This window comes from Arthrobacter sp. SPT-J7, assembly GCF_059089965.1.
On sequence record NZ_JBNHFF010000091.1, the window covers coordinates 1 to 12,130 of the forward strand.

Genomic DNA, 12,130 nt, shown 5'->3' on the forward strand with positions numbered 1-12,130 from the left:
TGATTGTTTCACATTCTAATGAATATGTGAAAGTTGGGAAGGTTACTTTTCGGTAGATGTCTTCTTCGGCTTGAAGCTATTGCTGCTTCTGACCCTGGCAGCCCAGATGAGGGCAAGGCCGAGGACGAAACAGAGTACCGCGGTGTAATTGACGATGTACTTGGCCGCGGACCACTCCTCCGGTACCAGGGGGAACAGCAGAGTCAGGGCGATGGCCACTCCGCCTACTGCCAACAGCCCGGCGGCGAGCCGCACCAGTACGGGGAGCCTGCTGCCCACTGCGCGAACCATGACCGGCAGCAGGACCAGGGAAACGTAGGAAGGATAGGCGCGGCCCGCCGCTCCGTAGTACTCCACCAGGAGGAGGTTGCGCTCGCTTTTGCCTGAGGTTGCCGACAAACCGGCCGAGGATCCGGCCGTGTCCATCTGGAAGAACAGCAGCGTCATTACCAGCGAAACCGCCAGCAGGACGGCCATGCCTATTTTTCCCGTGATGAGCCGGTAAGCATGGTCGGCACCGAACCCACGGGTGACGCGGATTCCGACGAAGTAAATGGCGGCGAAAATGATGAAGCGAAGCAGCAGATTGGCGAGGTTGACGCCTCCGAGAGCCCTGTCCACAGCTATGTAGGGCGCCTCTATGCTCAAAAGGATGGCCACGGTCATCAGGGCGAAGATGTAGAAAAGCGACCTGTTCTCTCCGCGAAGGGCGCTGGGTATCCTGGCCAGAGCTATGAGGCCGCACGTGGCCAGCGTTGACCACTGAAGGATCTCGATCATCCCAGGTTCTCCCAAATCTTTTCTGTCTGCGCCTGGTCCTGCTCCTGGCGTCGTAAAACTTTGCCCAGTGCCTGCAGCCTTTCGCCGGCCAGGAGGGCGAGGTCGCCGTCGGACAGGCTGTCCAGCGCTGCCTCGCGTGCGCCCGGAGGCCAGCCTGCTTCTTCCTCCGTAATCAGGCCCGTGGCAACCAGCCCATTCGTCAGTCCAACACCTGCCGCTACGGCAGTGGCAACCGCCAGTCCGGCGGACAGCCGGTTGGCGGACAGCTGCGCGGAATAGTTCTGCGGTGCGATGCCGGTAGCGGCGGACACGCGGTGCCGCAGCTCGCCGTCGTCAATTGCATCGACCCAGTTCCTGACGGACGTGGCATGCGGCGCCGGCGACAGTGCTGGGCGCTTGCCGCCTGGTTCCACGGCGGGTTCCAGCCCCGGGCGTGCCACCATGGCGCGCAGGAGGTCGGCAGTTGAGATCTGGCTTACCAGCTCGTAGCGGGTAGGTGGCTGCTGGGGGCCAACCAGTCCGCGGTAGGGATCAAAGTCGGCCAAGGCAGCTACCGGGTTGATGTTGTAGGCGCGGCTGATGCTGACCACGGTGCTTACTGAAACTTTTCCACGGACCAGCTGCTGGGCAAGGGTGGTCCGCTTGATCCCGGAAATCCTGCAGACGTCTGCCGTGCTGACGTCCGGCGCAATGCCTTGCAGCCAGCGCTGGAACGCCTTGGCGGGGAGGGTCATAAGGGGCTCTCTGGAGAACGGGTGGTCTGTCGATTTTAGCCTGACGTCATCCCGCCGATTTTACCCGCACGCTTGTTTCGACTATGCTTGATGGTCGAGCCCGTTGGTCCGTACACCCCCCAAGTCCGGACCAGCGGGTTCTTTTATGTCCGGGCTCCGGGCGCCGTCCTCCTGCCGGAATGCGCGAGGCTTTGCGGGCCGAAAAGCGCCCAGAACTGCTGCGCGCTCCGAAAGGATGGACCATGACTGCGACCCTCGTGGCAAAGGATGTTTCCGGCGGTCACGACCACCGGCTGCTCTTTTCCCAACTTTCCCTCACCGTTGCCCCCGGCGACGTTGTAGGTGTGGTGGGTGCCAATGGCGCCGGCAAATCCACCCTGCTCCGCCTTCTCGCAGGCGTCGACCAGCCGCAGGACGGCAATATCAGCCTTGCTCCCGCCGACGCCTTCGTGGGGTGGCTTCCCCAGGAGCACGAGCGGATTCCCGGGGAATCAGTTGCCGGATACATTGCCCGGCGGACCGGCTGCGCCCAGGCCACGGCGGAGATGGAATCCACGGCAGAGGCGCTTGGCTCCGGCGCGCCCGGTGCCGATGATGCCTATGCGCGGGCTTTCGATCGTTGGATGGCTTCCGGTGCTGCCGACCTCGACGACCGTATCCCCGCCGTCCTGGCTGATCTGGGCCTGGAGACCGGGGCCGACGCCGAAATGGCAGGTTTGTCCGGCGGACAGGCAGCGCGCGTGGCGCTCGCAGCACTGCTGCTCAGCCGGTTCGACGTCGTCCTCCTGGACGAGCCCACCAACGATCTTGACCTTGCCGGACTTGCGAAACTCGAGGACTTTGTCCGCGGGCTGCGCGGTGGCGTTGTCCTCGTGAGCCACGACAGGGAGTTCCTGGCACGCTGCGTCACCACAGTGGTGGAACTGGACCTGGCGCAGAACTCCGTCGCCGTTTACGACGGCGGCTATGACGCCTTCCTCGAAGAACGTGCAGTGGCGCGGCGTCACGCGCGCGAGAAGTATGACGAGTTCGCCGCTACCAAGGCGGACCTGGTGTCACGGGCAAGGACGCAGCGGGAATGGAGCTCGCAGGGCGTTCGGAACGCCATGAAGAAGAACCCGGACAACGACAAGATCCGCCGCGCCGCCAGCACTGAGTCCTCCGAGAAGCAGGCCCAGAAGGTGCGGCAGATGGAATCACGGATCGCCAGACTGGACGCGGTGGAAGAGCCCCGGAAGGAATGGCAGCTCCAGTTCTCCATCGGCAAGGCGCCGCGCTCAAGCGCCGTGGTGGCTACCCTCCGCGACGCTGTGGTCCGGCAGGGCAGCTTCACCCTCGGCCCGGTAAACCTGCAGCTCAATGCGGGGGAGCGGGTCGGCATCACGGGACCCAACGGCGCCGGCAAGTCCACCCTGCTGCGCCTTCTGCTGGGCGACCTCGCACCCGAGTCCGGCAGTGCTGCCATGGGCGCTTCGGTGGCCATCGGTGAGATCGACCAGGCCCGCGGGCTGCTCGCCGGCCACCTGGCCCTGGCCGACGCGGTCGAGGCCGTCCTTGTGGACCTGAACCCGGCTGACGTCCGTACCCTGCTCGCCAAGTTCGGCCTCAAGGCGGACCACACTGCCCGTACCGTCGATTCGCTGTCGCCGGGCGAACGGACCAGGGCCGCCCTCGCCCTGCTGCAGGCGCGCGGCGTGAACCTCCTTGTCCTGGATGAGCCAACCAACCACCTTGACCTTCCGGCCATCGAACAGCTTGAGGAAGCGCTGGAAAGCTACGACGGTGCCCTCCTGCTCGTGACGCACGACCGGAGGCTGCTGGAAAACGTGCGGCTGGATGTACGTTGGAATGTGGACAACGGAAGCGTGATGGAGCAACAACAATGAGCATGGAACGGGTGGCCTGGGGCTCCCTATACAACATCACCCGGGCCAAGAGCGGTTCCAAGCCGTTCTCCAAAGCCACCCTGAAGCGTGTCCTGGGGTTTGCCCGGCCGCACCGCGGCAAACTCCTTGCCTTTGTGGCGTTGTCCATCGTCATGGCATTCCTCGCCGTGGCGACCCCCGTCCTCGCAGGGCAGGTGGTGGACGCGATCGTGGCCAAGGCCGCCACCGAGGAGGTGGTCCGCCTTGCCATACTCATCGCTGTCGTGGCTGTAGCGGAAGCAGCCCTTGGTTTGGTGAGCCGCTGGCTCTCTTCCACCATCGGTGAGGGGGTGATCGTGGATCTGCGCACCCGGGTCTTCGACCACGTCCAGAAGATGCCCATCGCGTTCTTCACCCGCACCCGCACCGGAGCCCTGGTCAGCCGGCTGAACAACGATGTCATTGGTGCCCAGTCCGCGTTCGCCGGCACCCTGTCCGGTGTGGTCAGCAACGTTGTGGCACTGATCCTTACGCTCATTGTTATGCTCGGCACGTCCTGGCAGGTGACGGTCCTGGCCATGATCCTGCTGCCGGTCTTCCTCATCCCCGCACGGCGGATGGGCTCCAAACTTGCCGACCTGCGCCGCGAGGCGGCGGAACACAACGCCGCCATGGGCACCCAGATGACGGAACGCTTCTCCGCCCCCGGAGCCACCCTCGTTAAGCTCTTTGGCCGCCCGGACGAGGAATCCCGGGAGTTCGCCGTCCGCGCAGGCCGCGTCCGGGACATCGGCGTCCGGACCGCCATGCTGCAGTTCACCTTCGTGACGGCCCTGACGCTGGTCTCCGCGCTTGCCCTCGCTCTGGTGTACGGCCTGGGCGGGTGGTTGGCCATTACCGGTCAGCTGGCGGCAGGCGACGTTGTGGTGCTTGCCCTGCTGCTCACCCGGCTTTATGCCCCGCTGACAGCCCTGTCCAATGCCCGGGTGGAAATCATGAGTGCCCTGGTGAGCTTTGAACGGGTCTTCGAAATCCTGGACCTCGAACCCCTGATCCAGCAGAAACCCGACGCCGTGCCTGTTCCGCCCGGCCCGGTTTCGGTAGAGTTCGACGACGTCCGCTTCGCCTACCCCTCAGCCGAAAAGGTTTCACTGGCCTCCCTGGAGGAGGTGTCCACGCTGGACACCCGCGGCGGGGAGGAAGTGCTGCACGGCATCAGCTTCCGGGTGGAACCGGGACAGACGGTAGCGCTGGTGGGATCTTCGGGCGCAGGAAAATCAACCATCGCCCAGCTGCTGGCCCGGCTCTACGATGTGGATTCCGGTGCCGTGCGCCTGGGCGGAACTGCTCCGGGAACCGGGCTCGACCTGCGCGACGCCACCTTTGACTCGCTGCGGGACACCCTGGGCATGGTGACGCAGGACGGCCACCTCTTCCACGAAACCATCGCCTCCAACCTCCGGCTCGCAAAGCCGGACGCGACGGAGGCGGACATGTGGGAGGTCATCCGACAGGCCCGGCTGGAAGCCATGATCCGCTCCCTGCCCGATGGGCTGGACACGGTGGTGGGTGAACGGGGCTACCGGCTTTCCGGCGGCGAACGCCAGCGGCTCACCATCGCCCGGCTGCTCATTGCCCAGCCCCGCGTGGTCATCCTTGACGAAGCGACAGCCGCTCTGGACTCAACCAATGAAGCCGCCGTGCAGGCTGCCTTGGGCGCCGCACTCGAGGGGCGCACCGCCGTCGTCATTGCACACCGCCTGTCCACTGTCCGTGCCGCTGACGCAATCCTGGTAGTGGAGGACGGCCGGATTGTAGAGCGCGGCACCCACACAGAACTCCTGGCCGCTGAAGGCCGTTACGCGGAGCTGTATCGGACGCAGTTCGCCGAAGCTACGGCAGTGGCGGAGGAAGCAGTTCCTGAGTTCTAGCCTTCGGTCCACACGGTTTGAGCCGTGGCGGCCAGCTCCGGCAGGATGTGATCGGTCAGGAGCGGGGCGAGGTCCCGGGGGAGGTCGCCTGCGCCCAGTTCCAGCCAGCGGATTTCCGCTATCTCGGCGGATGGCTGGGCCTCCCACGTGCCCGGCGCCAGGAACACCGTGGCTTCGATGTCCGTGGCGGCCTCGTTGGCGGCGTCGGCAATCCAAACGCCCATCAGCTGCAGGTCGCTTGGATCAAGGACGATGCCCACCTCTTCGGCCAGTTCCCGCGCGGCGGCCTGCACGGCGGTTTCACCGGCTTCGGGTTTGCCGCCGGGGTGCATAAACATGGACGTGCCGCGCTTCCGGACCGTCAGGAGCCGGCCGGCGTTGTCAAAGACGCAGACGGCGGACACCACGATGCGGTCCTTCAACTGTCCTGCTCCTGCCGCACCAGGCGCGAGGTCAGCAGGAGATCCTTCTGCGGCCCCTGTACGTCCCAGCTGTACCTGAAGCGGTGTGGGTCCTCGTACGTATAAGCCACGCGGTAGGTGTCGGGATCGCACCAGTGCCGGTCCAGGTTGGCCTCCGGCGTGAAGCTCATGGTGTGGAAGGGGCGCCCGTCCGGGAAGAATACGTCCAGGGCATCGGGCCGGTCGCTGGTCTTCATCAGGTATTCGCGGGAAGCGGGCCCGGTAAAGGTGGGCCAGCGCATGGTGCCTTCCTCCCGGAGGGCAAGGCCGCCGTCGTGCGTGGGAACAAAATGTACGACGCCGAAAAAAGTTCCGCGGGTGCCATTCGTCCGGTCCAGCAGGTCCCGCTGGACAGTCCACTGCCCGGTGTGGCCATTGGCCGCCCCGCCGAGCAGGTACGAGCGGAGCGCGAACTCCGGAGGAGGAAAGTTCAAGTGCCCTCGATTGGAATCGAACCAACGACACCGGCTTTAGGAGAGCCGTGCTCTATCCACTGAGCTACGAGGGCGGGCATCCGATGGATCGGCAAGGCCGGTCCGGCCGGACACGGATACAAGCATACAAGGTGCGGAGCCGTACTACGCTCAAAGCATGAGTTCAGCTCCGTCCACCGCCAAAACCTTGGCATTTATCCCGGACACCGCTTCCACCCGGCAGTACATCGGTGCCTGGTCCGTACTCAGCGTGCTGCAGTATTTCGCCGCGGAGGCCGCCGTCATCGGCGCTTGGGCCGGTCCCCGGCCCTATGACCTGCGCACCGGCTATATCAGCGACCTCGGTGCCATCAACTGCGGCGTTTTCGACGGCCGGGACGTGTGTTCCCCGCTGAACTGGCTGATGAACGCATCGTTCGTGGTTCAGGGGATGGGGATGCTGCTGGGGGCGCTGCTCCTAAGCTCGGGCCTGCTGTGCGTGGCTGCCCTGGCCGGCGCCCGGGTCCAGCCGGGCCGGCGGACACCTTGGCTGGCAGCCATCGCCGTGAGGGTGCTGATCGGAACGGCGGGAGCCGGAACGGTGGTTGTGGGACTGGTACCGGAGGATGTCGGCTCCGGCTGGCACTTTGCCGGCGCCGTCATGTACTTCCTTGCCGGGGCGGCCGCCCTGCTGGTCCTGGGCATCCTCTGGCTGCGGAAAACACTGATGGCCTGGTTTATCCTGGCCTGCGGGGCCGTGTCCGCTGCTGCCTTGGCAACGGGCGGGCTGACGCGCATGGACGTGCCCGAGCCCGGCACCTTGGAGCGGCTCATGGGCTACCCGGTGACCGTGGGAATGGCCACGGCGGGCCTGGTTATCGCGCAGCGGGTGCATCGGCACCGGAAGCGGGCCCGCGCTGCCGCCGCAGTTGGCCAGCCGCTTTAGGCTTCCTGGTTTCCGGGCTTTCGCGTCCGCAGAAACACCGCCGCAGCCCCTGCCAGCAGGCTCAGGACCAGCGAAACCCAGCCGGCGACGGTGAGGCCTGACGCCAGGGCGATCTGGCCGGCGTCGGGCGTTCCTGCCGCCAGCATGCCGTCGATGGCCGCGTTGCCCCACAGCCGGACCACTACAAACAGCAGGGGAAGTGCCCATAGTGCCCAGCGCAGGGCTTTCCTGGCGACGCTTGTTCCGATCAGCAGCAGCCAGGTGAACCCGAAGATCAGCGGGAACAGGGTGCCGGCCGTCCTGTGGACGTAGTTGAGCTGGCCGCGCGCTTCCTCGTTCATCGCCGGATGCAGCTGGTTGATGTAGGCCGGGTCGAACCCGCCGATCAGCGAATCCGGCATGGGCAGGCCACCGGAGAGCTGCCGCAGCTGGTCCAGCGTCAGCAGGTGGAGGTACCAGAACAGGAACAGGCTGGCCACCACGCCGGCGATCAGGATGAGGTTGCCGTTGTTTTCGGCTTTCTGCGGCGTGCGCGCCGTGGTGGGGTTGACCACGGGCGGTAGGTGGTGCTGCGGTACAGCCGCCTTGGAGCCGTGCTTTTTGATCCGCTGGGCAGGGGTTTTGGCCATGGCACCATTATCCCGCCCCATAAACTGAAGCCATGACCATTGGCCGGCACAGCGCTATTGAACTCGACCCCTCTTTGGATGATTACCAACTGGCTGCAGCCCTGGTCCGCGAAGCCGGGCAGCTGGCGCTGCTCATGCGGATGGCAGGCCTGCAGTCGCAGCAGAAGACCTCCGTTTCCGACGTGGTGACCGCCGCGGACCACGCGGCGGAGGCCTACGTGCTGGAACAGCTGCGCCGCTGCCGGCCCGAAGACGGGATCCTCGGGGAGGAAGGGGCCTCGGTGCAGGGGACCAGCGGACGTACCTGGGTGGTTGATCCTGTGGACGGCACCTACAACTTCCTGCATGGATCCACGTACTGGTGCTCGGCCATTGCGCTGAAGGATTCCTCCGATGTGGTGCTCGGCGCCATCTTCCAGCCGGAGGAGGACAAGCTCTGGCTGGGCGGCAGGGCGCATCCTGCCACCCTTAACGGCGAACCCCTGGTGGTGTTCGCCGAGGACGGGGGAGCGCGCAACGGCACTGCCGTAGCCGAGCTGGGCGCTGCCACGTACATCCACCCGAGTTGGCTTATGGACCCACTCTGCGCGATGCCCTGGCATGCTGCTGCCACCTCTGCTGCCGCCTTGCGGATGCTCGGCTCGGGTTCCTGCGACCTCGGCCGGGTAGCTGATGGGCAGCTCGGATGCTGGTTCCAGCACAGCTGCCCGGAGTGGGACTGGCTGCCTGGAAAGGCGATCGTCCGTGCGGCCGGCGGCGCCGTGGACACTGTCCGGGTGAACGGCCTGGAATGGTTCATGGCAGGTGGTACAACGGCGGTGCGAGAGCTGCGCGCTGCGCTCGAGTCCGGCTCGGTGGCCTGAAGACTCCGCGATAGCTTAGACACATAATCCACAGGCTGGAAGTGCGTGTCGGTCCCACCGCCTAGACTTGTAGGCACCATGGATATGTTGTTTGACCCGTACTCTGACGGACCTTTCAAGGCCGCTCCCGCAGCCGCTGCCCGCACCAAGGCCCGCCCTGAAGGCGTCGTCACCTCGGCCGGTCCCGGCGGTGGCCTGCCCTGGGAGAGCCAGCCGGGCGCCGGTATGCCAGGCAGCCGGGAGGACGAGGAGCAGCATGGCCAAGTGCGCCGCCACAGCAGCCACCGTCCGGATGCAACCCAGCTGCTGGAGGGTTTGAACCCGCAGCAGGAGGAGGCGGTCAAACACTCAGGGTCCGCGCTGCTGATCGTGGCCGGTGCCGGGTCGGGCAAAACCCGTGTGCTCAGTAACCGGATCGCCTACCTGATCGCCACCGGGCGGGCCCATCACGGCGAAATCCTCGCCATCACCTTCACCAACAAGGCCGCGGCGGAAATGCGGGAACGCATTGAAGTGCTGGTGGGCGGCCGCGCCAAGATCATGTGGATCTCCACGTTCCACTCGTCCTGCGTCCGGATCCTCCGGCAGGAAGCCGCCAACGTCGGGCTGAAGTCCAACTTCTCCATTTACGATTCCGCAGACTCGCTCCGGCTGGTCACGCAGGTCTCTAAAGCGCTGGACCTGGATCCCAAGAAGTTTGCGCCCAAGGCCATCCAGCACAAAATTTCCGCGCTGAAGAATGAACTGATCGATGCCGATTCGTACTCCTCCGCCGCGAACTACAGCGATCCTTTCGAACAGGCCGTGGCCGAGGTCTTCAAGGGTTATACCCAGCGGCTGCGCCAGGCCAACGCGATGGACTTCGACGACCTCATCGCGGAGACCGTCTACATGTTCCGTGCCTTTCCGGCACTCGCCGAGTCTTACCGCCGCCGGTTCCGGCATGTCCTGGTGGATGAATACCAGGACACGAACCACGCCCAGTACGCTCTGGTCCGCGAAATCGTGGGGGAAGGCCCGGGAGCGTCCGAGCTCACGGTTGTGGGCGATTCGGACCAATCCATTTACGCTTTCCGCGGCGCCGATATCCGCAACATCGTGGAGTTCGAAAAGGACTATCCCGAGGCGCGGACCATCAAGCTGGAGCAGAACTACCGCTCCACGCAGAACATCCTCACTGCTGCCAACTCGGTGATTTCGCGCAACCCCAACCGTCCCGAGAAACGCCTGTGGACGGCCGAGGGAGACGGCCACAAAATTGTTGGCTATGTGGGCGAGAACGAGCATGACGAGGCCCAGTTCATCGCCAAGGAGATTGACCGGCTCCAGGATGAGGACGACCTCCGCCCGGGGGATGTCGCCATCTTCTACCGCACCAACGCCCAGTCCCGCTCTATTGAAGACGTTCTGGTCCGGGTAGGCCTGCCGTACAAGGTAGTAGGCGGCACGCGCTTCTACGAGCGCAAGGAGATCAAGGACGCCCTCGCCTACCTTCGCGTCCTGGTTAACCCGGACGACGACGTCAACCTCCGCCGGGTGCTCAACGAACCTAAGCGCGGCATCGGCGACCGCGCCGAGGGAGCTGTTGCCGCCCTCGCCCAGCGTGAGCGTATTTCGTTCATGGCAGCAGCCCGCCGCGCGGAGCAGGCTCCTGCGATGGCAACCCGTTCCGTCAACGCTGTCCTCGGCTTCGTGAAACTGCTCGATGACCTGGCCGAGGTGGCCGCAGGCTCCGGCGCCGCAGCTGCCCTTGAAGCGGTCCTGGAGCAGACCGGCTACCTTGCCGCACTGCGCTCCAGCACGGATCCCCAGGACGAGTCCAGGGTGGAGAACCTGGCGGAACTCGTGGCCGTGGTGCGTGAGTACGAGCAGGAGAACCCTGAAGGGTCACTGGCCGCTTTCCTGGAGCAGGTCTCGCTGGTGGCGGATGCCGACCAGATCCCCGATGCCCCGGGCGGTGACGCCGAAGACACCGCCGCCGCGGTCGCGGAGGCCAAACGGCTGGGCGTGGTCACGCTGATGACACTGCACACCGCGAAGGGGCTTGAATTCCCCGTGGTGTTCCTGACCGGTATGGAGCACGGGCTGTTTCCGCACCAGCGCTCCGCCACGGACCCGAAGGAACTGGCTGAAGAACGCCGGCTCGCCTACGTGGGCCTCACCAGGGCCCGCAAGCGCCTGTATGTCACGCGTTCGGAGGTCCGGAGCATGTGGGGACAGAGCCAGTACAACCCCGCCAGCCAGTTTCTGGAGGAAATCCCCGCCGAACTCGTGGAATGGAAGCGCGAAGGAACCAGCAGGCAGGCCGGCGGCTGGGGCGGCGGTTCCATCGGATCAAACCGCTACAGCGGATCCTTCTGGGGCGCCGGAACAGCCCGCGGGGCAGCGGCTGATTCGTCGGCCGGTTTCAATGCGGATGTACCGGCCGTCATTGCCCGGAACCGGGTGCAACCGCAGAAGGAGATCGTTGCGGTCAGCGTGGGGGACAAGGTTAACCACACGAGTTTCGGTAACGGAACAGTCCTCGCATTGGAAGGTGCAGGGGATAAAACGGTGGCGAAGGTGAAGTTCGACGTCGGGGAGAAACGACTGCTGCTGCGGTACGCGCCGCTCACCAAGCTCGACGCCTAGGAGCGGAGGGGAGTCGGCAAGGGCCCCACAGCGCCAGGTGCCCAGGCGCCATGAAGCAGGGAGGGGCAGAACCACGAAGGGAACGGGCTTGCTGCTCGGCCTACGTCGGTGGCGTGGCCTGCGGAAACGTGTCCGCCGGCGCCGGAATCTTCGTTTCAAAGGACCGTTACGAGCTGATTTCCGACCTGCCGAAAGTGCCCCGCCGGCCCCGCCGGAGGCCTCAAAAACCCCGTAATCGCGCGGTTTTTCTACGCTTCATAGAATAGTGTCCTTACTCACATAAGCGGTAGTCTTGGCCGGGCCGGTCCATCCTAAGGACTAGAGTTCCCAGTGGAGCATCACGCCGCGTGGCTCGTTTCCAACAGGCCGCCGGTGCGTGCAATTCCGCAGCCCGGTCATCGTCTTCGATGGTGTCCGACTGTACAGAAACTACTTCGACGTAGAAGGACACTAAACCGTGGACCTGTTTGAATACCAGGCGCGCGATATGTTCGAGGCGCACGGTGTACCCGTGCTTGCCGGCATCGTGGCGCACACCCCAGAAGAAGCAAAGGCAGCTGCCGAAAAGATCGGCGGCGTAACTGTTGTCAAGGCACAGGTCAAGGTTGGCGGCCGAGGCAAGGCCGGCGGCGTAAAGGTCGCAAAGTCCGCCGACGAGGCACTTGAGCACTCCTCCAACATCCTGGGCATGGACATCAAGGGCCACACCGTCAACAAGGTGATGATCGCCCAGGGTGCCGACATTGCCGAGGAATACTACTTCTCCGTCCTTCTGGACAGGGCCAACCGCAACTACCTGGCCATGTGCTCGGTTGAAGGCGGCATGGAAATCGAACAGCTCGCCGTCGAGCGCCCAGAGGCGCGCGCCAAGAACGCC

General features: G+C 64.9%; 11 protein-coding genes and 1 tRNA gene. 6 read left to right on the plus strand and 6 right to left on the minus strand.

The window, feature by feature from the left end:
• Positions 1-42: 42 nt before the first annotated feature.
• Together AC5RWX_RS24485 and AC5RWX_RS24490 are read right to left on the minus strand one after the other, a co-directional pair.
• The gene (locus tag AC5RWX_RS24485; protein WP_494098883.1) at positions 43-780 is read right to left on the minus strand and encodes a hypothetical protein; all 738 of its coding nucleotides are present in this window, start codon (positions 778-780) and stop codon (positions 43-45) included.
• Entirely contained in the window at positions 777-1,514 is a 738-nt protein-coding gene (locus AC5RWX_RS24490) for a hypothetical protein (protein ID WP_494098884.1), read from the minus strand. Before AC5RWX_RS24490 ends, AC5RWX_RS24485 begins: the two co-directional genes overlap by 4 nt.
• Positions 1,515-1,756: 242 nt before the next feature.
• Between AC5RWX_RS24490 and AC5RWX_RS24495 the strand changes: the two genes are divergently transcribed.
• Together AC5RWX_RS24495 and AC5RWX_RS24500 are read left to right on the plus strand one after the other, a co-directional pair.
• Positions 1,757-3,400 carry an ABC-F family ATP-binding cassette domain-containing protein gene (locus AC5RWX_RS24495; protein WP_494098885.1) on the plus strand — a complete coding sequence of 548 codons (1,644 nt, stop codon included), beginning with the start codon at positions 1,757-1,759 and terminating at the stop codon, positions 3,398-3,400.
• Positions 3,397-5,310 (plus strand): ABC transporter ATP-binding protein, encoded by a 1,914-nt coding sequence (locus AC5RWX_RS24500; protein WP_494098886.1) that lies wholly within the window; start codon positions 3,397-3,399, stop codon positions 5,308-5,310. Before AC5RWX_RS24495 ends, AC5RWX_RS24500 begins: the two co-directional genes overlap by 4 nt.
• Here the strand turns inward: AC5RWX_RS24500 and AC5RWX_RS24505 are convergent.
• The 3 genes from AC5RWX_RS24505 to AC5RWX_RS24515 all read right to left on the minus strand — a co-directional run bounded on the left by AC5RWX_RS24505 (position 5,307) and on the right by AC5RWX_RS24515 (position 6,279).
• Positions 5,307-5,732 carry an NUDIX hydrolase gene (locus AC5RWX_RS24505; RefSeq protein ID WP_494098887.1) on the minus strand — a complete coding sequence of 142 codons (426 nt, stop codon included), beginning with the start codon at positions 5,730-5,732 and terminating at the stop codon, positions 5,307-5,309. The genes AC5RWX_RS24500 and AC5RWX_RS24505 overlap by 4 nt on opposite strands.
• Positions 5,729-6,205: a DUF6314 family protein gene (locus AC5RWX_RS24510; protein WP_494098888.1), complete on the minus strand. Its 477-nt coding sequence runs from the start codon at positions 6,203-6,205 to the stop codon at positions 5,729-5,731. The genes AC5RWX_RS24505 and AC5RWX_RS24510 overlap by 4 nt, the downstream gene beginning before the upstream one ends.
• 1 nt (position 6,206) lies before the next feature.
• A tRNA-Arg gene (locus AC5RWX_RS24515) sits at positions 6,207-6,279 on the minus strand.
• Between the two features lie 83 nt (positions 6,280-6,362).
• Here AC5RWX_RS24515 and AC5RWX_RS24520 point away from each other — a divergent pair.
• Entirely contained in the window at positions 6,363-7,130 is a 768-nt protein-coding gene (locus AC5RWX_RS24520; RefSeq protein WP_494098889.1) for a DUF998 domain-containing protein, read from the plus strand.
• On the opposite strand, the gene AC5RWX_RS24525 is transcribed toward AC5RWX_RS24520, so the two are convergent.
• Entirely contained in the window at positions 7,127-7,759 is a 633-nt protein-coding gene (locus tag AC5RWX_RS24525; RefSeq protein WP_494098890.1) for a hypothetical protein, read from the minus strand. The genes AC5RWX_RS24520 and AC5RWX_RS24525 overlap by 4 nt on opposite strands.
• Before the next feature lie 32 nt (positions 7,760-7,791).
• Here AC5RWX_RS24525 and AC5RWX_RS24530 point away from each other — a divergent pair, with 32 nt between their 5' ends.
• The 3 genes from AC5RWX_RS24530 to AC5RWX_RS24540 all read left to right on the plus strand — a co-directional run.
• A complete protein-coding gene (locus AC5RWX_RS24530) occupies positions 7,792-8,622 on the plus strand; it encodes an inositol monophosphatase family protein (protein WP_494098891.1) in 831 nt (276 codons plus the stop codon).
• Positions 8,623-8,700: 78 nt separating this feature from the next.
• The gene (gene pcrA, locus AC5RWX_RS24535; RefSeq protein WP_494098892.1) at positions 8,701-11,253 is read left to right on the plus strand and encodes a DNA helicase PcrA; all 2,553 of its coding nucleotides are present in this window, start codon (positions 8,701-8,703) and stop codon (positions 11,251-11,253) included.
• A gap of 457 nt (positions 11,254-11,710) precedes the next feature.
• The coding region (locus tag AC5RWX_RS24540; RefSeq protein ID WP_494098893.1) for an ATP-grasp domain-containing protein at positions 11,711-12,130 on the plus strand (420 nt) is incomplete at its 3' end.